Raw genomic sequence first — 21,106 nt, forward strand, 5'->3', positions numbered from 1 at the left:
CCAATAATAAACCGCTCATAATCAAGCAATGCTTGGGCCAGTGGCCTAAGTATTGCCGTGCCTGAAATTTAAGAAACCAGATTTTTTGCTTTATTACTTATGTCACGCCATGCTGCCGTAAGCTCACATATCTGGGTTGTATTTAGGTGACCAAGTACAGATGCACCATGGCGTAGCTAGTGGTATTAACCAAAAGCATGCCGCCACTCAATTAACCGTATTATTTGACCGAGTCGTTGGTAACAGCGAAGCCGACTCAAAACATCACGGTGGTTTAGACCGCGTATTACATCATTTTCCTCGGGAGCATTATGGTCAGTATCGCCGCTGGGATTTAATGTCTAGCTTTCGTGATGCACCGTCGATGGGGGAAAATATCAGTACGGTTGGCTTAAACGAAGCCCAGGTTAATATTGGTGATATTGTTCAAATTGGTGATGTTACTTTGCAAGTGACCCAACCTCGCTCGCCTTGTTTTAAGCTTAATGTACAATTTGAGCATCCTAAATTTGCGCTGGCTATGCAGGAAAGCCGCATGTGTGGTTGGTTTTACCGCGTGTTATCTGAAGGCGATATTAAGCCAAGTGACAGTATCTATTTAATTGAGCGAAAAACAGATATTAGTGTGGCTCAAGCAATGCAGATTTATTTTTTACCCGAGTTTAATGCCGAGCAGTATCAAGTTTTATTGGCTTGTGAAGGCTTAGCGCAAAGTTGGGTAGAGTCACTGCAACGCCGCCTGGCACAGCAAAGTATCGAAGACTGGGCAATGCGTTTGTATGGTAAAGCCAGTTAAAAATACGGTTAGACAATAACGAATATAAAATAACAGCATGATAAGGAACATCGAATGTCTGAATTGACAGGTGAAATCAATAAACAAGCAAAAGACATGGGCTTATTGATCCATGCCGCCAGTTTTGCGGGTTATGTGTTTCCGTTTGGAAGCGTATTAGGTCCGCTAATTGTGTGGTTGATGAAACGTGACGAGTTTGAGTTTGCTAATCAGTGCGGTAAAAATTGCCTTAACTTCAAATTGAGTTTAATGATTTATGCGATAGTTTCGGCGGTTTTGATTTTGGTGGGCGTTGGCGTATTACTGTTAGTTGCACTGGCATTATTAGATATTATTTGTACTATTATCGCGATAGTCAAAGCCAGCGACGGCATTGCCTATCAATATCCACTGTCGATTAAGTTTTTGAAATAATACCTTAAGGTGATAAAAATAATGCCACTCAATGAGTGGCATTATTATATTTACGAGCTGTAGAGTGTTTGCAGGTTGCAAGCACTCAGGATCACACCTTAAAGCGAGCCACCAACACATCGAGTCGACTCGCAAGTTGGTTTAGTGCTTTACTTGCTTGAGCAGCCGCTTGAGCAGTGTCAGATGTACGTTGAGTAATGTCGTTAATTTCGGTTACGTTGCGGTTGATGTCTTCTACTACCGTTGATTGTTCTTCGGTTGCAGCCGCCACTTGAATATTCATGTCACTGATAAGGGCAATACGTTCGCTAATGCCGCTTAATGATTGGCTTGCTTCGTCTACCGCGGCAACCCCTTCTTTTGAGCGACTACTCGATTGTGTCATGGCGCTCACCGCGCGGCTGGCTTCTGATTGCAGTTTATCGATCATGGTTTGTACTTCGTTGGTCGATGCTGCTGTGCGTGATGCTAGGTTTCGCACTTCATCTGCTACAACCGCAAAGCCTCGGCCGGCTTCTCCTGCGCGAGCCGCTTCAATTGCTGCATTTAAAGCCAGTAAATTGGTTTGTTCTGAAATCGCCCTGATAACATCTAAAATGCTACCAATGGATTTAGTGTGAGTGGCTAGAGATTCAATCACTTCGCCTACTTGAGCCACATCCTTAGACAGTTGGTTGATGGTTGTACGTGCACGGGTCACCACTTTTTGGCCATCGACAGATTCAGTGTCAGCGTCACGAGCCGTTACTGCGGCTTGTGCGGCATTGGCGGCAATTTCATTTACCGTTGCACCCATTTCATTAATGGCGGCCACAACCATCATGGTACGGTCTTTTTGCAGATGGCTGTCGTCTAGAGTTTGATGTGCTTGATTTGATACATCAATTGCCGACAAACCAAGTTGCTGGCTGGTTTCTGCAACTTCAACAACGGTTTCTTGAATTTTGCTGATAAAGCTATTGAACCCTCGAGCTAACTGCGCGATTTCATCTTCGCCATTTACGGGTAAACGTTGGCGTAAATCACCTTCACCTTCGCCGATGTTACGAAACATTTCAGCAACTTGCGCAATCGGTCGACTCACAGAGCCTGCAACAGAAATAGATATGACGATAAATACTACGGCAATGAGCATGGTCCATATCAAGATTTGATAGGCCGATTCTTCAAGCAAGGCAAACACTTCTGCCTCGGGTACTTGTGCCACTAAATACCAGTCCATTGATTTTATGTAGCTCGACGCAATTAACATGTCTTGGCCGTTAATGTTGGCTTTTACGAGATTAAAATCGTTTTTATTTAGCAAGCCATTGGTGTTGGCATTAGGGTACAAGTTAGCTAATGCAGCTTTGCCTACTTTGCTGGTGTCAGGATGCAGCTTAACGTTACCACTGGCATCGATAAGATAGACAAATCCTGAGTCTTCAATTTTAAATGAAGACAATAAATTCACCATGTCATCTAACGATTTAGCCAGGCTAACCATGCCGCGACCATTAGGCTGCTGATAGCTGACAAACAGTTTAACTTCGCCAGTAGCCTCAGTGTAAACACTTAACATACGCTCTTGTTTGCTGGCGCGATAATCAAAAAACCATGCGTCTTGTTGCTGATTTAAAATACGTAAAAATCCATCCTGGGTGTAGTAAGCACCTGTGTCTCGGTCGGCATAAGACGCTTGCACTAAATCGAATTGATTTTGCATGTCTTTTAGTTGAGCCACGACGAGATTTTCTTGGCTGGCAGGGCGGCCTTCTTCAAGCCATGCGCCTAACATTCGGCTATGTCCAAGTTGTTCAGATGCATTGATCAGGCTGCTAATTTGTAGGTCTATTTCATTGCGAATTTGCATGACTAAACTTGGCATTTCGGAGTCAAGCATACGTTGCTCAACAACTTGTTTGGCACTGTGCTGACTTAGTAACCCGACTAACATGGTTGATAACAGCACAGCAAAAGCTACCGTGAGCAAGATTTTTTGCTTAATGGTAAGGGTGTTAAATGTATTCATCTACAACGGCCTCTAAAAGTATCTCTTTGTTATATCGGACACAATGGCAATAAATTGAAGGTTATTTTGTATGATCATTAATATACAAAACGGTTGATGGTGTAGGTCTTTGTGATGTTATGGGGCTAATGATAGTCGATAATATAAAAAAAACGCACCTATTTTTAAGTGCGTTTTTTTGACTATAGTCAAGATATTAACTATTGGTTCAATTACATATTTGGATAGTTAGGACCACCGCCGCCTTCAGGCGTTACCCAGGTAATGTTCTGGCTTGGGTCTTTAATATCGCAGGTTTTACAGTGAATACAGTTTTGGCCATTAATGACAAACTTTTTCTCACCGGCATCTTCTACAACTTCGTAAACGCCGGCAGGGCAATAACGTTGTGCAGGTTCGTCAAATTTGACTAAGTTAACCGAAATAGGAATGCTTTGGTCTTTTAAGTGTAAATGACAGCGTTGACCTTCTTCGTGATAAGTGTTCGACAAATACACTGACGATAATTTGTCAAAACTGAGTTTTCCATCTGGTTTTGGATAGTCAATTTTATTGTATTCGCTTGCAAGTCCCATTGATGCATAGTCTGGGGTTGTGTCGCGGAATGTGACAGGGAACTTACCGCCAAACCAGTTTTGATCGATAAAGTTAAATGCACCGCCAACAATGGTGCCAAATTTATGTAAGGCTGGGCCAAAGTTGCGCGATTGATATAACTCGTCGTACAGCCAGCTCTCTTCAAAGCGTTGTTGGAAACAATCTAGATCTTTACCGCCTTCTAAGCCCGCTATTAACCCTTCGCCTAGTGTTGTGGCTGCAATAATGCCGCTTTTAATTGCGGTATGAGTTCCCTTAATTTTGGCAAAGTTGAGGGTGCCAGCATTACATCCAATAATAAGCCCTCCTGGGAAGCTCATTTTAGGCAAGGAGTTTAATCCGCCTTTAGCAATGGCTCTTGCCCCGTAAGTTAAGCGCTCTCCGCCAGTTAAGGCTTTGGCAATCACTGGATGCGTTTTGTAACGCTGGAATTCATCAAATGGGCTTAAGTGGGGATTTTTGTAATTTAAATCAATAATCAGCCCAACTGCGACTTGGTTGTCTTCCATGTGATACAAGAAACCGCCGCCAGATGCACCGTCAACTAATGGCCAGCCGCCTGTATGTACTACTTTACCCTGCTGGTGTTGCTCTGCGGGGATTTTCCAAATTTCTTTAAAACCTAGGCCATAATGCTGAGGGGTTTTGCCATTGTCTAAATGGTATTTTTGGATTAATTGCTTGCCAAGGTGACCACGGCAACCTTCTGAAAAAACAGTATATTTGGCGTGTAGCTCCATACCTGGCATGTAACTGTCTTTGGGTTGGCCATCTTCACCCACACCCATATCACCAATAAGGATACCTTTAACACTGTTGTCTTCATTAAACAGTAATTCACTGGCGGCAAACCCTGGGAAAATCTCAACGCCCATGGCTTCGGCACGGTTTGCTAACCAACGGGCAAGGTTGCCTACACTAATAATGTAGTTTCCATCATTATGCATGGTTTTTGGCACTAAACTGTTTGGCATTAAACGAGATTGAGTGGCAGAGTTAAGCAGGTATATTTCGTCGTGGCTAACTTTGGTGTTCAGCGGTATGTCTGAGTCTCGCCAATCGTTGAACAATTCGTCTAGCACATCAGGCTGGAAAACCGCGCCAGATAAAATATGGGCGCCCACTTCTGAGCCTTTTTCAACCACACAGACGGTAATTTCTTTGTCAGCATCTTTTGATATTTGCATTAAACGACAAGCGGTAGCTAAACCTGCTGGGCCAGCACCGACAATTACGACGTCGAACTCCATTGACTCGCGTTCCATGTTCTCACCTTTCAAGTATCCCGTTCATCGCGGGTTTTAGTTTTTCTAATAACGATAATTAAACGATCGTTTATCCTTTTACTCACCTTACCGCAATTTTTGCTTTTGTCACAGTAGCAAACACAATCTTATCTGCGTGAGTCGAGTCACAAATAATAAACGAGTTAGCCCTTTTGGGTGTGATATTCGCCTAAAGGGGTATTTGTTCACCAATAAATAGGCCTATAATCATAGGACTGACGGTTCTCCGAGCTTTTTGTCCTACGTCAAAGATATGGACACTTAGCCGTGGTAATTTTGCCACCGGGGTGAGTAAAGAAATGCACTTACCTCCCGCACTTGGAAAGGTTAACATGTCCCAGTTACAAGACAATTATGGTCGACGTTTTCATTATTTACGGATGTCAGTTACTGACGTTTGTAACTTCAAATGCAGCTATTGCCTGCCCGATGGCTATCGCCCAGATGGCAAGCCTACTTTTTTAACGCTCAGCGAGATTGAAAATCTTGTTGCAGGTTTTGCAGCGGTAGGTACGCAAAAAATTCGTATCACGGGCGGCGAACCCACACTTCGCAAAGATTTTACCGATATTGTGCGCATTGTTGCTAATACCAGTAACGTAAATACCGTGGCAATGACGACCAATGGTTACCGTTTACAGCAACATGCTAAAGAATGGTACGACGCGGGATTGCGTCGGATTAATGTGTCGGTAGACAGTTTAGATCCTAGAATGTTCTATCAAATTACAGGTGAAAATAAGTTCGACCAAGTGATGCGAGGTATCGACGCTGCGCTCGAGGCTGGGTTTGAGCGGATTAAAGTTAACGCCGTCTTGCTCAAGGGGTTAAACGATAAAGACTTACCGCGTTTTTTACATTGGATAAAACACACTCCTATTGACCTGCGTTTTATTGAATTGATGGAAACGGGTTTAGGTCGCGAGTATTTTAACGCTCATCATTTGGCGGGTGTCGACATTAAGCAGCAACTAGAGCAAGAGGGGTGGTTATACGACTTGCCTAGTGCAGATGACGGCCCAGCTCAAAACTTCAGTCATAGTGATTATCAAGGCCGCATTGGCTTGATAATGCCGTACGCCAAAAACTTTTGTGCCAGTTGTAATCGTTTAAGAGTGTCTGCTAAAGGTAAGCTGCATTTGTGCTTATTTACTGAAAGTGGTGTTGATTTACGCGACTTGCTGCAAGATGCCTCACAGCGAGATGAATTGATTACTCGCTTACATGGGCAATTAGCACAAAAGAAAGAAACTCATTTTCTACATCAGGGTATCACAGGCGTTACTAAGCACTTAGCCTCTATTGGTGGTTAGTCGTTACCTTTCTTCGAGCAATTAGCACTGCTAACCTACAAATTTTATTTGATAAGGTATTCATATCATGAGTCATCGTTTTACCCACATTAATGCCGACGGTAACGCCCACATGGTCGATGTTACTGAAAAAGCAGTCACTGAACGCGAAGCCAGAGCTGAAGCCTTTATTGAAATGGCCCCAGATACATTGGCTATGATCATCAGTGGTAGCCATCATAAAGGTGATGTGTTTGCTACGGCCCGCATCGCTGGTATTCAAGCGGCCAAAAAAACCTCAGATCTTATTCCGTTATGCCATCCATTAATGCTCACCAAAGTGGAAGTTGAACTTGAAGCACAACCTGAACATAACCGCGTTCGCATTACGAGCCTGTGCAAATTGTCAGGTAAAACCGGTGTCGAGATGGAAGCGCTAACTGCTGCATCAGTGGCGGCGTTAACCATTTACGATATGTGTAAAGCCGTGCAAAAAGACATGATTATTTCGCAGGTGAGATTACTTGAAAAACGCGGCGGAAAATCAGGCCATTTTAGCGCCCAGCTGTAAACCGTATACGGATTTATTGTTATTAATTAAACGCATTGAGAGACCACTATGATCCAAGTATTATTTTTTGCGCAGGTCCGTGAGTTGCTCGGCACCGCGAAAGTGGAGCACAGTAGCGCCAATATTCATACCGCAGAAGAGTTACGTGCTGCACTGGCGGCAACCGATGACAAATGGGCCAAAGTGCTGACATCAGATAAGTTATTAGTTGCTGTTAATCAGACCATTAGTCAGTGGGATACTCCCGTTAAAGCGGGTGATGAAGTGGCTTTCTTCCCTCCAGTCACAGGAGGTTAAGCATGAACACAGCAACAAAGGTTCGTGTACAAACTCATGATTTTAACGTTGCTGACGAATACGCTTTATTGGCCAATGATAACCAAGACGGTGCGGTGGTTAATTTTATTGGTAAAGTGCGTGATTTTAACGATGGCAGTGCAGTAACTGACTTAACACTTGAGCATTACCCTGGCATGACCGAGTCTGTGTTGGTGCAAATTTGCCAACAAGCACGTGAGCGCTGGCCACTAAACAAGGTGACGATTATTCATCGTGTTGGCACTATGGCCTTGGGTGAACAAATCGTGTTTATTGGCGTGACCAGTGCACACCGTAAAGCCGCTTTTGCTGCGTGTGAGTTTTTAATTGATTATTTAAAAACCAAAGCACCATTTTGGAAATTAGAAGCCAATGAGGCTGGTAGTAAATGGGTTGAGGCTCGTGATAGCGATGAGCAAGCCGCTAAAATGTGGCAAAAATAATCTGGTGATGATTGTATGAACAGGTATAACGCTCATTAAATAGGGTCTGCTATAAATGTCTTTTTTGAAGTTACTGATACGGCAACGCGGTATTACCGCATTAATTATGGTTTGTGTTTGCCTGTTTTCGGTTGCTCACGCAGCGCAAGCGCCAGCCATAGCCGCCGCGGCCAATATTAAGTTTGCATTAGATAAGATTGCCGATAATTTTGAAGAACAAACTGGATTAAGTGTTCGTATTAGTTATGGATCGTCTGGCAATTTTGTGTCGCAGATTAAGCACGGCGCGCCATTTGAAATGCTGCTAAGTGCAGATGAATTTTATATTGAACAACTCCATAAGGCGGGTTATACCCAAGACGCTGGTGTGGTTTACGCTATCGGTCGTTTGGCGCTTGCAGCACCTAAGCAATCAGAGTTAGTACTTGATGAAAACCTTGCTGGTTTAAAGCAATTGATTACCGACGGTAAACTAATGCGATTTGCTATTGCTAACCCAGAGCATGCACCATATGGTGAACGTGCCCGTGAAGTACTAACAGCTAAAGGTTTATGGGATGCGATTCAGCCCAAGCTCATATTTGGGGAAAATGCCTCTCAGGCGGCTCAATTTACCATTAGTGGCTCAACTCAGGGGGGGATTGTACCTTTGTCGTTAGTATTAGCACCGCAATTTAGCAAAATGGCACATTATGTGGTGATCCCTGATGAGTTATATCAACCCCTTAATCAGCGTATGGCGTTAATGCCTGATGCCTCTGAAACCACATCTCGTTTTTATCAATATCTGCAAAGCCAACAAGCGCAAGCCATTTTAAGTGAATTTGGTTTTAACTTGCCTAACACTTTAGAGGCTCATGACTAATGGATTGGCAAGCATTATGGTTGTCGGTCAAGTTGAGCTGTTTTACTGTTGTCTTTTTGATCCCCTTAGCCATATTGGTTGGCCGTGGTTTGGCCTATTTTCAGTTTCGTGGTAAGTCCTGGGTCGAAGCCTTAATACTTGTGCCCTTGGTGCTACCTCCGACAGTTATAGGTTACTATTTGCTGGTGGGTTTAGGTAATCAAAGCATAATAGGCCAGTATGTAGAGCAGATGTTTGGCCAACAATTGGTCTTTCATTTTTCGGGTCTTGTTATTGCGTCAATTCTAGTTAATATCCCATTTGCTGTGCAGCCGATACAGCGCGCTTATGAAACCATTCCAATTGATATTCGAGATGCAGCAGCCTGTTGCGGTATGAGCCGTTTGCGGATTTTTATGAAAATAGAATTGCCCATGGTTTGGCCGGGGGTGCTAACTGCTTTAGTGTTGTGTTTTTCTCATGTATTAGGTGAATTTGGTGTTGTGTTGATGCTCGGTGGCAACATAGCCGGTGAAACAAAAACCATTTCAATAGCGATATATGATAGCGTGCAAGCGTTCGATTTCGATTCAGCAGGGATGATGTCGTTGGTTTTATTACTTTTTGCTGTGAGTGCTTTGGCATTGACTACCAGTATGTCTCGGCGCTTAGGAGGCCATAATGGCGCCACGCAGCGCTGATTTAACTTGCCATATCAATCAAGCATCGCCGATACCATTAGTCGCTAACTTTACCTGCAAAGCAGGTGAGGTGTTAGCGGTTGTTGGGCCATCGGGTGGCGGTAAGACCACCTTGCTAAGAATGATTGCCGGATTAGCCACGCCTAAGCATGGACACATAAAATGTGGTGATGCAATGTGGTTTGATGCGAACTCATCACTTTCGTTAACGCCTCAACAGCGTCACATTGGCTACATGCCGCAACATTTTGGTTTATTTCCACATTTGTCGGCATTAGAAAACGTGATAGCTGGACTTGATCATGTGCCCAAAGCAATACGAAAGCAGCGAGCATTAGACTGGTTAGAGCGGGTTAATCTGCACGGGCTGCCAGATAGGTTACCAACACAGCTTTCCGGTGGACAGCGCCAGCGAGTTGCTTTAGCAAGGGCATTAGCACGCGAGCCCTCAATTTTGTTACTTGATGAGCCTTTTTCCGCTGTTGATCGAGAAACCCGTGAGCGCTTATATATTGAGTTAGCAAGGCTTAAGCTGCAATTGTCTATCCCTGTGATTATGGTCACTCATGACATTCATGAAGCGTTATTGCTAGCCGATAAAATGATGCTGATAAGCCAAGGCAAAATGTTACAGCAGGGCAAACCTTTTGAAGTATTATCCCATCCCAATGATGAAGCCGTAGCCAGACAAATGGGCTTACGTAATATTTTTGATGGGCAGGTGGTTGAGCAAGACGCTACGCGGAATATGACCTGGTTTACCCTAGGGGATAAGTTAATTGTAAGCGACAGCTCACCGCATGTTTCACAGGGACAAGCAATTCGTTGGGTTATTCCTAATCAAGGTATCCGCTTTAATGCCATTAGTAGCGGCCGTTTGTGTAAAAGTTTAAATAAACTCGATGTGTTGATTGAGTCTGTATTGGTAATGGGTGAATCATCACGCGTGATAGCCTCAATTATTGGTATTGGTTCGGTGATTAATGCGGATGTGCCAACCCATTTAGTCGATAAGCTGGGGCTGCAAGTTGGAATGCAAACAACAATTGCATTAAAGTCCGAACAAATTCATATTTTAAATGCGTCATCCTAGCGCTGATAATTGCCGATAACGCCCTGTTTTATGGCATTTATGATCAATTATTAATCTTAGATTTCTTGGGACTTTGGCTGCGGTTAGGTAGAGTAGTGGTGTAATAAAGTTTTCAATCAAATAGAGGCTCGTGATGGTTCGGTTGCTATTGGCAATATGCTTTCTTCCTTGTGCCGTGATGGCAACGCCATCAATGCATACCTTATTGATCAATGGCGATTTTTTAAAGCCAATTGTGGTCATGAAGCAGTTAGAGCAACAAGATAAAGGCACGATATGTGACTTTGATGTTGAGGTGGAGGAAGGTTTACTGGTTTACAAAATTTCTATGGTGGATGTAGAAACGCGTAAAATGAGTAAATATCAATACCGGGCACTAGATGGTGTGCTGCTAAACGAAAAGACATCTGTGTATAGTTCTGATGACATTGGCCCTGTGAATGCAGCCAAAATGTTGCAAGCTAAGCAAATGACATTTTCAGCACTGGTGGCACTAGCGATTGAAGATCAACAAGGATACTTAACGCAAGCGGAATTGGACCACGATTTATCCATTAGTTATCTTGAACTAAAACTCCTCAATCAAGACAGCAAAAACACCATTGCTTTCGATATTGAAACTCTGCGTCCACTTCCTCTGCTCAAATGGGATTAAAGACTCTATGACTAAGCGTATTTTATTGGTTGAAGATGATGCCACCACGTTAAAGTATGTGGCCAACGGTTTTACTGCACAAAAGTACCAGGTAGACAGCGCAACAGATGGTCAAGAAGGCTTAACGTTAGCCAAACACAATCAATATGACTTACTCATTTTAGATCGTATGTTACCTAAGCTAGACGGCCTGACTCTTTTGTCAGCATTACGCACCAGCGGTAACAAAACCCCAGTGTTAATTCTTTCTGCTTTGAGTCACGTTGATGAACGTGTTAAAGGCTTGCGTGCTGGTGGTGATGACTACATGACCAAACCTTTTGCATTTGCTGAACTATTAGTACGTGCCGAAAAGTTAATTCAACGCAATGTTGTTGAGCCCGCTGCAACCGATATTGAAGTCGGCGGCCTAAAAATGGAGTTGCTCACACGAAAAGTGACGCTTGATGACAGTGAATTAATGTTACAGCCAAAAGAGTTCCAGCTGCTTAAGTATTTAATGGAGCATCCAAATCAAGTGATTAGCCGCACGTTATTATTTGAAGCCGTGTGGGATTATCACTTCGACCCGCGTACCAATGTCATTGATGTGCATATTGCAAAACTGCGTCGTAAGTTTGAAGAGTTAGGGCATGGCGAGTTAATTGAAACAGTAAGGGGTGCGGGTTATCGCCTCTGCAAAGGCCATTAAGCCATATCAAAGTAGTGCATGGCGCATTACGCTTATCTTCTCAACGTTAGTCACCATCTTGATTGTGATGTTGGTTTTAAGCCTTTATCGACAATTAGTGATAGAACAGCAAAACCAGGTTGATAAGCATCTTGCTGCAGAAATGCAGCGATATCAGCAATTAGCATTAACCGTAAATCGTAGAAGTTTTGCGGCGCAAATCCGCGCCGCCGATCCTAAAACGGCGTTAATTGCTTGGCGAAATAGTGTCGACATGGTCGGGGCATTGACCTTTTTGCCAGAAAATATGCCCCAGCTTCCCGAAACCAAAGATTTCCCCATTTTTACTGGTGGCCCAGATAAACTGCATATTTTAACGGGCGGATTAGTGATGACTCGCTATGGCCCTGTGTTAATTGCCACGAGAACCGATCACCTAGCAACCTTAATTGAAAAATTTATTAATGCAGCGTTTTGGGCGGTTGCCTTTACATTAGGGCTCACGCTTGCGTTAGGGTATATTTTCTCGAAAGCTATCCTTAGACGACTGGTCGAATACAACCGTTTGAGTGAACAAATTGAAGCTGGTCATTACGAAACTCGTTTGCCTGTAAGTGACAGCCAGGATGAGTTTGATATGTTGGCTAGGCAGTTTAATTTAGTGCTTGATACTCTTGAGCAAAACCTTCGTGCTGTACGCGGGGTTACTGATAATATTGCCCATGATTTACGGACACCGCTATCGCATTTACGTATAGGGATTGAGCAACTTGCCGACAAACCTACCAAAGAGTTAGCCGATGCCAGTGCAGAATTACTTGAAGAGCTGGATCATTGCCTAGGAACATTTGATGCGATGTTATCTTTAACACGCATTGAAGAAGGCCAGCAAACCTTAGACTTACAACCTGTGAGTTTACAGCAAATTTGCCAGGATCTATTTGAGATGGCAGAGGTTATAGCTGAATCACGCGAACAAGAGTTACACATTTCTCTTGAGAATGACGTACAGATTAATGGCGACAAATATTTGCTATTTCAGGCGTTGTTTAATTTGGTTGATAACGCAATTAAGTATTCACCAATCGGTGCAGCCATAAGCATTAAGCAAAGGGGTAAGCACATTCAAATTAGCGATAACGGCCCAGGTATTGTTGATGAAGACAAGGAACGTGTTTTTGATCGCCTAGTTCGTCTCGACCCCAGTCGCCATTACAAGGGTACAGGTTTAGGTTTGTCGATGGTTAAAGCCATTTTATCGCGCCATAAGGCGACGATTTCATTACATGACAATCATCCAGGATTGTTAGTGAATATTCATTTTAAGTAACCCGTTTTTTAGCTGCGGGTATTATCGAATTGGATCCATCAATGTATCAATTGCTAAGTGAGCAACCAGACTTTATTGTGATCAATAAAGCGCCCCATGTGCATTTTCATAGCCAAGATGGCACTGCAGGGGTTATCGCTCAAGCCGAAGCTGATTTAGGCTATAAGTTGTACCCGGTGCATAGGCTAGATACGCCCACTTCAGGCTTGCTTATTGTGGCAAGAACCCCACATGCCGCCAATGTATTTACTCAAATGTTCACGGCTCATTTGGTACAAAAATATTATTTGGCCATTGCATTAGGTAAGCCTAAAAAGAAACAAGGCTGGATTATTGGTGATATGGCAAAATCTCGTCGAAGTATGTACAAGTTACTTCGCACAACAGAAAACCCTGCTATCACCCAGTTTTTTTGTTTAAGCCTTAGTGAAGGTAAACGAGCCTATTTATTAAAACCATTAAGCGGAAAAACCCATCAATTAAGAGTTGCACTGGCGAGCATTGGCGTCCCTATTTTAGGGGATACACTCTATGGTCATGTTGAAAGCGATCGCTGTTATTTGCATGCTTATTGTCTGCATTTTAACTATTTAGGTCAGCAGTATGCGTTTCAACAATTACCGATAGACGGTGAAGAGTTTAATGATGAGCAGTTCAGACTATCAGTTAATCAGCAATGGTCACAGCCAGATAGTCTTGACTGGCCTACTAAAAAATAGCCAGATGGTGTTTTTGATGTGTTAATGCTTTGAAGAATTAAATTCGAGATTTTCAGGCTCTTTAGTGCAAATCGTATTTCGGCCAGCATTTTTGGCCAGGTACATTGCCTCATCTGCTAACTGTAATAATTGTTCAACGCTGATATGATTTTTACAGGTGGCAGTGCCGATACTTAAGGTGATTGCGATCTCATGATGTTTCCATTTTACCGAGGTGTTATTGATTTGAGATTGGATTTTTTTGGCAACAAACATGGCCTCCTCGTGATTTGTTGACGGCAAAATGATCAAAAACTCCTCCCCACCATACCGGCAAATAAAATCAATTTTTCTCAGCGAGTGTTGCATTAGCATTGCGGTATGTTTAAGTACTGCATCACCGGCCATATGACCATAAGTATCGTTAACCTGTTTAAAGTGATCGACATCGAGGACCAGTAAGCTGTATGCCGAGCCATTGCGTTGCCATAAGGCATCCACTTCGTCTAGTTTGTCCAGTAATGCGTGACGGTTCCACAAACCTGTAAGGTGATCTTTATTAACCAAACGCGAGACCTTAAACACTAAACGAGTTAGCGCGTTGCCATATAATACTAAATTGGTCAGAAGCAATAAAATGATATAACTCCACATAACCATTGGAGAATTTAGCTTATCAGCCGCCGATAAGTTGGCGAGATCTTCAGGGGAGTAAAAAAGGGCCATTGCGCGGATAACAAAAAGCGCCCCCATGATTAAAAAAGGCACATTAATCAATATCGCATTTGACATAGACATGTGTTTTTTAGACGCTTTTGCGTTATCAAGGCCTGTGAGTGATATGAGAATGGCTGCGGTAATACTCATCACGATGACAAGATAAACGGCATAATCAAGCGACGGCGGAACCAGTAGCATAAGCAAGGCGCAGCTGGCTAACAGTACTAAGTCGAACAAATAAGACGTTGTTTGTTTAAATAAATGTTGGCAGCCCCAACGTACAAGCGCAAATCCCAGTAATACAGCCATGTCAGCGATAAACCAATAAAGGTAACTGATCGAATCGGTGCGTTGTGTGTAGAGTAAGACCCCGCTGACGGTACAGATATTGGCTAGTGCGAAACGCCAACTTGCGTTGGGTGCAATTTTGAACACGCCAGCATATATTGCCCATGCAATGGTACAGCTTGTACCAATTAAACAAAAAAATTGAACAAAAATAATGCTTTGGCTATGTTCCATATGACCTGTTCAGTATTGTTGTATGAGTAACAAATAGCGTGTTAAGGTTTTACAATAGCACACTGGCAGTGATACATACTCAATCGACCTGTCAACATCTTGAAACAAGCGTCTGCGGGACGATAGAGGCAGCATGTTTGATCACTTATATTGTTGCTAAATGACATCACAACCGGTACCTCACGTGTGGTGTTGTGAGTCACATCTTGGGTTAAGGCTATAGCATGGCAAACATGTGTATCAATAAGCAAATTCAATAAACCATGATGTTCGGTTTAACATTGTTAATTTAATTGTTACAAAATAACTTATTAACAAATTGTATCCTTTGCTATTTTTATAATTGTATTCTCTAAATTAAGCAACAAAATAAGGATGAAAAATGGACACAAACAAATTATTATTGGTTATCATTGCGATATTACTGCCTCCTTTAGCGGTGTTTTTGAAAAACGGTATGGGCAAAGATTTGTTGATCAATATTTTGCTGTGTTTTTTCTTTTTTATTCCGGGTCTTATTCATGCGGTATGGGTGGTGTTGCAAGAGGACTTATAAGCTCGCGGCGAGAATGGATAGTGATTGATGTTGTTTAAGGCTATAATGATGGTTTTGGTGTGAGCCCACGATGAATCGTAAAAAGAAAATTAACCAAACACTTAAAGCTAAAGCCAAAAAGGCCAACGCAAAGTTACACGCGGCAAATAAAACGCCATACGTTGCCAAAGCTGAGCGCGAGCGATTAGCTCAACAAGCTTTATTGGCCTGTGAGCCTCATTTAAGCCAAGAGCCCTAAAGACATAACCATCTTGCCTTTAGGGTTATTTACCCTTGCCGCACACTTTACAATGCGGTTGTTTGGGTAATGTCATTTGCCTGAACTCCATTGTCATTGCATCGACCATTAACAATTTACCAGCCAGAACATTGCCCACTTTACTCATCACTTTTATCGCTTCAGTTGCCTGAATACAGCCGATCATGCCCACTACAGGGGCCAAAATACCTGACTCGACACAGGTTAGTTGCTGCTCACCAAACAACGCACTGAAACACTTGTAACAGGGCGTATTTGTTTGGTAGTCAAATACAGTTACTGTGCCTTCCATCCTTATTGCAGCCGCTGACACCAGTGGCGTTTTGTGCTCAAAACAGCTTTGATTGAGCTGCTCACGTACTAAAACGTTATCAGTACAGTCGAGTACTAAACTATGTTGGCTAACGAGTTGATTGATTTCATCGTCTTCTAACAGTTTATTAATAGCGTTGATGCTAATTAACGGATTAAGTTGAGCTAAAGTTTGTTTGGCTGAGTCAACTTTGGCTTGGCCGATGTTTTCATCAAAGTGCAAAACTTGGCGTTGTAAATTTGATAATTCAACCGTATCAAAGTCTACCAGAGTTATTTCACCTACACCGGCAACGGCAAGATATTGACTCGCTGCGCATCCTAATCCGCCTGCGCCGATGATCAATACTTTGGCTTGTTTGAGCTTTTCTTGGCCTTCTATATCCATTGCTTTGATGGAGATTTGGCGACTATAGCGGAGCATTTCATTGTCGCTTAATATTTCTTGGTCTTCAGACTGCATAATTTTCCTAGCACAGCACGCTGTTAAAAGGCTCTACGGTGACAGTATTGCCTTTAGATAAGTCGCCTTGGAATTGATCTAAAATCACAAAGCAATTAGCTAAGCTCATCGATGTTAACATGCCTGAGCCTTGGCTCCCGGTGATGGATACTTCGAGTTCGCCAGAGGCATTACGGGTTAATATACCGCGTTGGTATTCCACTCTTCCTGGGTGTTTACGAATGTCGGTTTGTAATGTGGCTTGGCAAAATAAAGGTGTTGTAGGCTTAAGTCCCTGCATTTTTTGCAAAATAGGTAACACCAGTTTATAAAAGGTCACCATTGACGAAACTGGGTTTCCGGGTAAGCCACAAAATACGGCTTTGCCTATTTTGCCAAAGGCAAATGGTTTACCGGGTTTTATGGCCAGTTTCCAAAAAGTTATTTGACCTTCTTCAGATAATATTTGTTTAGTAAAGTCGGCTTCACCGACCGATACGCCTCCCGATGTCAGTACCATATCTGCTAAGCTTGCTGCTTCTTTAAACGCACCTCGGATGGCTTCTTTATTATCAGGAATGACGCCTAGATCTATCCACTGCACATTGCTTTTGCTTAATAAACCTTGGATAGAATAGCGGTTAGAGTCATAGATTTGCCCTGGTGCAAGTTCGCTACCGACAGGGCGTAATTCATCACCGGTAGAGAAAAACGCGACTTTTAATGTACGCGATACTCGTACCTGGCTAATGCCTATCGTTGCTAAAACCCCCATTTCGGCGGCGCGAATTATGACACCTCGATGTAATACTTTTGTGCCCGCTAGTAATTCTTCTCCGCGTTTACGTACATTGGCGCCTTGCTTGTGTGGATGTTCTATCGTGATCTGGTTGCCGTTCGCTTGTGTGTTCTCTTGCATTTGTACCGTATCATAACCCGCGGGTACCGGAGCGCCTGTCATAATACGAATACAGGTATTGGGCTGGGGTTTTCCCTGAAATGGATGACCTGCAAATGAGCTACCCACAAGCGTGAGAGAAGTGTGTGTTTTTGTGCTATCTAAATCGGCATAATTAAATGCATAACCATCCATTGCTGAATTGTCAAAGGGAGGTAAATCGATGCTCGATGCTAGATCTTCGGCGAGTACTCTATCAATTGCGTGGTTGAGGGTGACCAGTTCAGTGTCTTGCGTTGCGGCAACTTGTGCTAATAATTGTTCAATAGCTTGGTCTGGATGCAATAATGTCGGTTGCGCGCAAGGATCTTGATTGTGTGGCATCTGAACGTCCTTAATGTATACCTAAGATATTTTTATGGTTATTGAGTGCTAGTATGCCATTTTTGGAATAAGAGTTTTATGATCATACTTAAGGTTTTTATCATTTATGTCTCAAGTTAACCCCGTTTCTGGGTGGTATGTATATATTATTCGTTGTGCTAATTCTCATTTATACACTGGCGTGACCACGAATGTTGAACGGCGTTTTGCGGAGCATCAACTCGGTGGCGTTAAAGCGGCCAAATTTTTAAAAGGTAAAGGCCCTTTAACGCTTGTTTATCAAGAATCTCATATTGACCGTAGTGCGGCATTAAAGCGTGAAATCGCGATAAAAAAAATGTCTCGCCAACAAAAAATACAACTGGTTACACAAAATTCATCATATCAAATAAGTCCATTAGTGACTTAGCGAATTTACGGCTAGACTCTATTAACCCTATTCACAGTGGATGCGACTTGATTGGTAGCTAAATTATGGTTTTGGTTGATGCTATTATGCTTATTGTCAGCGCCAGTTTGTGCTGAGAATGTTGTACGTATCCAGCCTTCACAATCAATAGATAATTCCACCTACCTTTATTATGTCGATTTATTGCATTTAGTGCTTGATGTCACGGCTGCTGATTACGGTCCTGCTAAGGTGATTATTTTAGAATCATCATTATCGCAATCACGTGGTTTTAGTATGCTTAAAAATAAGCAATTAGATGTGTATTGGGCCGGAACCAGCATCGAACGTGAACGTGATTATCTTGCGATAACAATACCGCTAGATGGTGGGTTACTTGGCGATCGTGTGCCTGTGATTTCTCGTGATCGAGTAAGTGAATTTGCTGCGATTACATCTGCTGAGCAATTACAAAAAATGGTTGCCTGCCAGGGTAGTCAATGGCCTGATTCAGATATTTTGGAGTTTAACGGTTATCGTGTTGAACGAGTGATTTCATTTAAATTAATGTATGCCATGCTATTGCAACAACGTTGTGATTATTTTCCTCGAGGGATTAATGAGGCTTATGCTGAAGTGAGCGTTGTGGGGAATGAGTCGTTAGTCGTATATGATCCAATCATGCTGCGTTATCCTTTGCCTATGTACTTTTTTGTTAATAAACAAAATCATCTCCTTGCGCAGCGACTCACCGACGGGTTGTTAGCGTTACTTGCTAATGGCAAGTTAGTCGAATTTATTAGGCACCACGCAACAACTGCGCCAGCATTTCCGTTAAGTCGATATCAGCATAGCCAAATTTTCACTCTTGAAAATCCAACGTTGCCTTATGGTTATGCTAATAGAGCTTATATTCACTGGATAGATGCTGTAAAACAATAAAAGCGCCGTAGCGCTTTTATGTCATTAGCTTAATTATTTCATTGCCCTAAGAACTGGGTAAATTAAATAGTGTGTGTCGTAGTATGGGCTGCGCTGATAAAACCAACGTAATCTGGCTTTACTGTCTTTGGCAAACTCAGGATCCTTGAGTGCTTGAGCAAACTCGGCTTGTAGCTTGGGGCTTTCAGCTAACATTTTTTCTGCAAGAGGCTCGACTGCGTAGTCTTCAATGTATTCTGTTTGCGTGAAAATCGTATTGAAGAATCCCCAATAAAATAATGAATCTTCAGCTTGTGGTTCTAATAGCAACATGGCTAAGTCGCCCAGAGGCTGATCGGTTGCCACGCGCATGGTTCCCGCAGGCAGTGACGCGGTGACCTTTTTGCTCATGGTGTTTGCGGTAACGGTTTGACGCCCTTCATAATCAGCTTTAGAAAACACAGGTTGGCTGAAGTGATATTGCTGTGCGGTGATTTGAGTCGATTTTTCAATGCGAGTCATGCGGATACCGTGCAGTGATAAACGTTCTATGACAGTGTTCCACTGTGGCGGAATATAGTAGGCGATAGGTCGAGACACTATGACGTCAGCTTTTGTATTGGCAACAACAGGGATATTGGCATATAGCTTAGGTTCGCCAGTCCACCGTACAACATCAGCGCCGCTAATTGGGCTGGTTTCAATATGGTAGTTAATGCCTTTAAAATCGATGCCTTCAGGAAGTTGTTCACTTTGCCATGACAGTGTTAATTGACTTGGGTTGCGGTACTTATCGTCATTAATTGCCGACTTTAACTTAGTGCTATTTTGGCCGACGGTTTTTAACGTTTGCTCGAGCATCACATAAGTGCCGAGTACACGTTGTTTGTATGGTTTCAGGCTATGGTTTTCGATTAATATTGTGGGTAAGTGGCGAGCATCACCATAACCATTTGAATATCTTGGGCTAGGATTCCACAGCGAAATTCCTTTTGCCATATCGGTATTATCTAATGCGAAAACTAGCGGTCCAGGAATGTGACCTTGCTGTGTAAGTGCGGCTTCTATTTCTGGGCGATAGATATTCTCTAGCCAGTTAAAGCTGCTGGGGCTGTAGCCTTGCTTAACGTTATAACCAAAAGTCACATCGTATTGGTAGTCAATTCCGTCGGTAACATGCACATCAATGTAGAGATGGGGTTGCCAAATATTGATTGCATGAATGAGATGTTGCATTTCAATTGCATCAGCTTTGGCATAATCTCGATTTAAATTAAGGTTATTGGCGGTAGTACGCCAGCCCATGTTTATCGGTCCGCGTTGATTAACCCTATTGTATTCACTGCTACGCTCGTGTGCGTCTACACTTAAAATCGGTACAAATAGCAAGTTAACATTTTCGAGTAGCGTGCGTTTGTTGCCATGGCTTATATCACGCAATAACATCATCCCGGCATCTTTACCGTCGATTTCGCCTGAGTGGATACCGGCTTGAACCAATATGGTTGCTTTGCCATTTTGCCCCAGTTGTTTGGCGGTTTGCGCACCTTCCGCTGAGGCGACTATCATCCATATGTCTCGACCTTGTGGGCTTTTACCTAGGCTGACTTTATGCAATAAATCACTGCTGTCGACCAGGTTATCTAACCATGCCATGGTGTCTTGGTAGTTTGGCGTGCTCTGGTAATTTTGCTGCTCAAACGGGGTTGCCCAAGGATGTTCGGGACTTAACAGCAGGGCTTCACTTGCACCAGACCACGCTTGAATTGGCGGTAATATGCTGTCGTTGATAAAGGTATTTGCTTGCTCGATCGTTGGTTGTTGAACGACCTTTTCATTTGCAATCGTTAAGGTTGAGAACAATAAAAAAGGACTAATCCATAAACGAGAAAACAAATTGCGCTGCATGTATACCTCTAGGTCATGATGTTGAGATGCTAAACTTAAATGACATCATAGCATTACCCTTTGATTAATATGATGCC

The 21,106-nt window shown here is 42.9% G+C and carries 23 protein-coding genes and 1 riboswitch; of the genes, 17 read left to right on the forward strand and 6 right to left on the reverse strand.

The window, feature by feature from the left end; translation table 11 throughout:
* The first annotated feature begins 160 nt into the window (after window positions 1–160).
* Together IEW93_RS17720 and IEW93_RS17725 are read left to right on the forward strand one after the other, a co-directional pair.
* Entirely contained in the window at window positions 161–796 is a 636-nt protein-coding gene (locus tag IEW93_RS17720; RefSeq protein WP_188740588.1) for an MOSC domain-containing protein, read from the forward strand.
* Window positions 797–850: 54 nt separating this feature from the next.
* Window positions 851–1,210 carry a DUF4870 domain-containing protein gene (locus tag IEW93_RS17725; protein ID WP_188740589.1) on the forward strand — a complete coding sequence of 120 codons (360 nt, stop codon included), beginning with the start codon at window positions 851–853 and terminating at the stop codon, window positions 1,208–1,210.
* Between the two features lie 91 nt (window positions 1,211–1,301).
* Here the strand turns inward: IEW93_RS17725 and IEW93_RS17730 are convergent, their stop codons facing one another.
* Together IEW93_RS17730 and IEW93_RS17735 are read right to left on the reverse strand one after the other, a co-directional pair.
* The gene (locus IEW93_RS17730) at window positions 1,302–3,221 is read right to left on the reverse strand and encodes a methyl-accepting chemotaxis protein (protein ID WP_188740590.1); all 1,920 of its coding nucleotides are present in this window, start codon (window positions 3,219–3,221) and stop codon (window positions 1,302–1,304) included.
* A 212-nt stretch (window positions 3,222–3,433) separates the two neighbouring features.
* On the reverse strand, window positions 3,434–5,083 hold the full coding sequence (locus IEW93_RS17735) for an electron transfer flavoprotein-ubiquinone oxidoreductase (protein ID WP_188740591.1): 1,650 nt from the start codon (window positions 5,081–5,083) through the stop codon (window positions 3,434–3,436).
* Between the two features lie 233 nt (window positions 5,084–5,316).
* Window positions 5,317–5,449, forward strand: a riboswitch (molybdenum cofactor riboswitch).
* On the opposite strand from IEW93_RS17735, the gene moaA reads away from it, so the two are divergent.
* The 11 genes from moaA to IEW93_RS17790 all read left to right on the forward strand — a co-directional run bounded on the left by moaA (window position 5,437) and on the right by IEW93_RS17790 (window position 13,740).
* Window positions 5,437–6,417 carry a GTP 3',8-cyclase MoaA gene (moaA, locus tag IEW93_RS17740; RefSeq protein ID WP_188740592.1) on the forward strand — a complete coding sequence of 327 codons (981 nt, stop codon included), beginning with the start codon at window positions 5,437–5,439 and terminating at the stop codon, window positions 6,415–6,417. (Overlaps the previous riboswitch by 13 nt.)
* 112 nt (window positions 6,418–6,529) lie before the next feature.
* Window positions 6,530–6,967 carry a cyclic pyranopterin monophosphate synthase MoaC gene (gene moaC, locus IEW93_RS17745; RefSeq protein ID WP_373284941.1) on the forward strand — a complete coding sequence of 146 codons (438 nt, stop codon included), beginning with the start codon at window positions 6,530–6,532 and terminating at the stop codon, window positions 6,965–6,967.
* A gap of 48 nt (window positions 6,968–7,015) precedes the next feature.
* Complete coding sequence (gene moaD / locus IEW93_RS17750; RefSeq protein WP_188740594.1) at window positions 7,016–7,264, forward strand: molybdopterin synthase sulfur carrier subunit; 249 nt, start codon at window positions 7,016–7,018, stop codon at window positions 7,262–7,264.
* 2 nt (window positions 7,265–7,266) lie between these two features.
* Window positions 7,267–7,728 (forward strand): molybdopterin synthase catalytic subunit MoaE, encoded by a 462-nt coding sequence (moaE, locus tag IEW93_RS17755; RefSeq protein ID WP_188740595.1) that lies wholly within the window; start codon window positions 7,267–7,269, stop codon window positions 7,726–7,728.
* Between the two features lie 106 nt (window positions 7,729–7,834).
* Window positions 7,835–8,593, forward strand: a complete 759-nt coding sequence (gene modA, locus IEW93_RS17760) for a molybdate ABC transporter substrate-binding protein (RefSeq protein WP_223419993.1) — start codon at window positions 7,835–7,837, stop codon at window positions 8,591–8,593.
* On the forward strand, window positions 8,593–9,273 hold the full coding sequence (gene modB, locus IEW93_RS17765) for a molybdate ABC transporter permease subunit (protein WP_188740597.1): 681 nt from the start codon (window positions 8,593–8,595) through the stop codon (window positions 9,271–9,273). Before modA ends, modB begins: the two co-directional genes overlap by 1 nt.
* Window positions 9,254–10,366, forward strand: a complete 1,113-nt coding sequence (locus tag IEW93_RS17770; RefSeq protein WP_188740598.1) for an ABC transporter ATP-binding protein — start codon at window positions 9,254–9,256, stop codon at window positions 10,364–10,366. The genes modB and IEW93_RS17770 overlap by 20 nt, the downstream gene beginning before the upstream one ends.
* A gap of 133 nt (window positions 10,367–10,499) precedes the next feature.
* Window positions 10,500–11,021: a hypothetical protein gene (locus IEW93_RS17775; RefSeq protein WP_188740599.1), complete on the forward strand. Its 522-nt coding sequence runs from the start codon at window positions 10,500–10,502 to the stop codon at window positions 11,019–11,021.
* Between the two features lie 7 nt (window positions 11,022–11,028).
* Complete coding sequence (locus IEW93_RS17780) at window positions 11,029–11,712, forward strand: response regulator transcription factor (protein WP_188740600.1); 684 nt, start codon at window positions 11,029–11,031, stop codon at window positions 11,710–11,712.
* A gap of 67 nt (window positions 11,713–11,779) precedes the next feature.
* Window positions 11,780–13,021, forward strand: coding sequence for a sensor histidine kinase (locus IEW93_RS17785; protein WP_188740636.1), 1,242 nt, complete (start codon window positions 11,780–11,782; stop codon window positions 13,019–13,021).
* A gap of 41 nt (window positions 13,022–13,062) precedes the next feature.
* A complete protein-coding gene (locus tag IEW93_RS17790; protein WP_188740601.1) occupies window positions 13,063–13,740 on the forward strand; it encodes a TIGR01621 family pseudouridine synthase in 678 nt (225 codons plus the stop codon).
* 21 nt (window positions 13,741–13,761) lie between these two features.
* Here the strand turns inward: IEW93_RS17790 and IEW93_RS17795 are convergent, their stop codons facing one another.
* A complete protein-coding gene (locus IEW93_RS17795; protein ID WP_188740602.1) occupies window positions 13,762–14,961 on the reverse strand; it encodes a GGDEF domain-containing protein in 1,200 nt (399 codons plus the stop codon).
* A 382-nt stretch (window positions 14,962–15,343) separates the two neighbouring features.
* Here IEW93_RS17795 and IEW93_RS17800 point away from each other — a divergent pair, with 382 nt between their 5' ends.
* Window positions 15,344–15,517 (forward strand): YqaE/Pmp3 family membrane protein, encoded by a 174-nt coding sequence (locus IEW93_RS17800; protein WP_188740603.1) that lies wholly within the window; start codon window positions 15,344–15,346, stop codon window positions 15,515–15,517.
* A gap of 70 nt (window positions 15,518–15,587) precedes the next feature.
* Complete coding sequence (locus IEW93_RS17805; RefSeq protein WP_188740604.1) at window positions 15,588–15,755, forward strand: DUF2986 domain-containing protein; 168 nt, start codon at window positions 15,588–15,590, stop codon at window positions 15,753–15,755.
* Between the two features lie 25 nt (window positions 15,756–15,780).
* Here IEW93_RS17805 and moeB read toward each other — a convergent pair whose 3' ends face one another.
* A complete protein-coding gene (gene moeB / locus IEW93_RS17810) occupies window positions 15,781–16,551 on the reverse strand; it encodes a molybdopterin-synthase adenylyltransferase MoeB (RefSeq protein WP_188740605.1) in 771 nt (256 codons plus the stop codon).
* 7 nt (window positions 16,552–16,558) lie between these two features.
* Entirely contained in the window at window positions 16,559–17,812 is a 1,254-nt protein-coding gene (gene moeA, locus IEW93_RS17815) for a molybdopterin molybdotransferase MoeA (RefSeq protein WP_188740606.1), read from the reverse strand.
* 106 nt (window positions 17,813–17,918) lie between these two features.
* Between moeA and IEW93_RS17820 the strand changes: the two genes are divergently transcribed.
* Together IEW93_RS17820 and IEW93_RS17825 are read left to right on the forward strand one after the other, a co-directional pair.
* Window positions 17,919–18,221: a GIY-YIG nuclease family protein gene (locus tag IEW93_RS17820; protein WP_188740607.1), complete on the forward strand. Its 303-nt coding sequence runs from the start codon at window positions 17,919–17,921 to the stop codon at window positions 18,219–18,221.
* Window positions 18,222–18,299: 78 nt separating this feature from the next.
* Window positions 18,300–19,142 (forward strand): transporter substrate-binding domain-containing protein, encoded by an 843-nt coding sequence (locus IEW93_RS17825; protein WP_188740608.1) that lies wholly within the window; start codon window positions 18,300–18,302, stop codon window positions 19,140–19,142.
* A gap of 33 nt (window positions 19,143–19,175) precedes the next feature.
* Here IEW93_RS17825 and IEW93_RS17830 read toward each other — a convergent pair whose 3' ends face one another.
* Window positions 19,176–21,029 (reverse strand): M14 family metallopeptidase, encoded by a 1,854-nt coding sequence (locus IEW93_RS17830; protein ID WP_188740609.1) that lies wholly within the window; start codon window positions 21,027–21,029, stop codon window positions 19,176–19,178.
* Window positions 21,030–21,106 lie beyond the last annotated feature (77 nt).

The sequence above is a fragment of the Shewanella inventionis genome (assembly GCF_014641855.1).
Taxonomy (GTDB): domain Bacteria; phylum Pseudomonadota; class Gammaproteobacteria; order Enterobacterales; family Shewanellaceae; genus Shewanella; species Shewanella inventionis.

What these genes read in the sequence shown, in the direction of transcription:
- IEW93_RS17800 (WP_188740603.1), top strand. Translation starts at nt 15,344, where the DNA reads ATGGACACAAACAAATTATTATTGGTTATCATTGCGATATTACTGCCT.
- moeA (WP_188740606.1), bottom strand. Translation starts at nt 17,812, where the DNA reads ATGCCACACAATCAAGATCCTTGCGCGCAACCGACATTATTGCATCCA.
- moaC (WP_373284941.1), top strand. Translation starts at nt 6,530, where the DNA reads ATGGTCGATGTTACTGAAAAAGCAGTCACTGAACGCGAAGCCAGAGCT.
- IEW93_RS17770 (WP_188740598.1), top strand. Translation starts at nt 9,254, where the DNA reads ATGGCGCCACGCAGCGCTGATTTAACTTGCCATATCAATCAAGCATCG.
- IEW93_RS17790 (WP_188740601.1), top strand. Translation starts at nt 13,063, where the DNA reads ATGTATCAATTGCTAAGTGAGCAACCAGACTTTATTGTGATCAATAAA.
- IEW93_RS17725 (WP_188740589.1), top strand. Translation starts at nt 851, where the DNA reads ATGTCTGAATTGACAGGTGAAATCAATAAACAAGCAAAAGACATGGGC.
- moaA (WP_188740592.1), top strand. Translation starts at nt 5,437, where the DNA reads ATGTCCCAGTTACAAGACAATTATGGTCGACGTTTTCATTATTTACGG.
- IEW93_RS17805 (WP_188740604.1), top strand. Translation starts at nt 15,588, where the DNA reads ATGAATCGTAAAAAGAAAATTAACCAAACACTTAAAGCTAAAGCCAAA.
- IEW93_RS17830 (WP_188740609.1), bottom strand. Translation starts at nt 21,029, where the DNA reads ATGCAGCGCAATTTGTTTTCTCGTTTATGGATTAGTCCTTTTTTATTG.
- moaD (WP_188740594.1), top strand. Translation starts at nt 7,016, where the DNA reads ATGATCCAAGTATTATTTTTTGCGCAGGTCCGTGAGTTGCTCGGCACC.
- IEW93_RS17825 (WP_188740608.1), top strand. Translation starts at nt 18,300, where the DNA reads ATGCTATTATGCTTATTGTCAGCGCCAGTTTGTGCTGAGAATGTTGTA.
- IEW93_RS17795 (WP_188740602.1), bottom strand. Translation starts at nt 14,961, where the DNA reads ATGGAACATAGCCAAAGCATTATTTTTGTTCAATTTTTTTGTTTAATT.
- IEW93_RS17820 (WP_188740607.1), top strand. Translation starts at nt 17,919, where the DNA reads ATGTCTCAAGTTAACCCCGTTTCTGGGTGGTATGTATATATTATTCGT.
- moeB (WP_188740605.1), bottom strand. Translation starts at nt 16,551, where the DNA reads ATGCAGTCTGAAGACCAAGAAATATTAAGCGACAATGAAATGCTCCGC.
- IEW93_RS17720 (WP_188740588.1), top strand. Translation starts at nt 161, where the DNA reads ATGCACCATGGCGTAGCTAGTGGTATTAACCAAAAGCATGCCGCCACT.
- IEW93_RS17785 (WP_188740636.1), top strand. Translation starts at nt 11,780, where the DNA reads ATGTTGGTTTTAAGCCTTTATCGACAATTAGTGATAGAACAGCAAAAC.
- modB (WP_188740597.1), top strand. Translation starts at nt 8,593, where the DNA reads ATGGATTGGCAAGCATTATGGTTGTCGGTCAAGTTGAGCTGTTTTACT.
- modA (WP_223419993.1), top strand. Translation starts at nt 7,835, where the DNA reads ATGGTTTGTGTTTGCCTGTTTTCGGTTGCTCACGCAGCGCAAGCGCCA.
- IEW93_RS17735 (WP_188740591.1), bottom strand. Translation starts at nt 5,083, where the DNA reads ATGGAACGCGAGTCAATGGAGTTCGACGTCGTAATTGTCGGTGCTGGC.
- IEW93_RS17775 (WP_188740599.1), top strand. Translation starts at nt 10,500, where the DNA reads ATGGTTCGGTTGCTATTGGCAATATGCTTTCTTCCTTGTGCCGTGATG.
- IEW93_RS17730 (WP_188740590.1), bottom strand. Translation starts at nt 3,221, where the DNA reads ATGAATACATTTAACACCCTTACCATTAAGCAAAAAATCTTGCTCACG.
- IEW93_RS17780 (WP_188740600.1), top strand. Translation starts at nt 11,029, where the DNA reads ATGACTAAGCGTATTTTATTGGTTGAAGATGATGCCACCACGTTAAAG.
- moaE (WP_188740595.1), top strand. Translation starts at nt 7,267, where the DNA reads ATGAACACAGCAACAAAGGTTCGTGTACAAACTCATGATTTTAACGTT.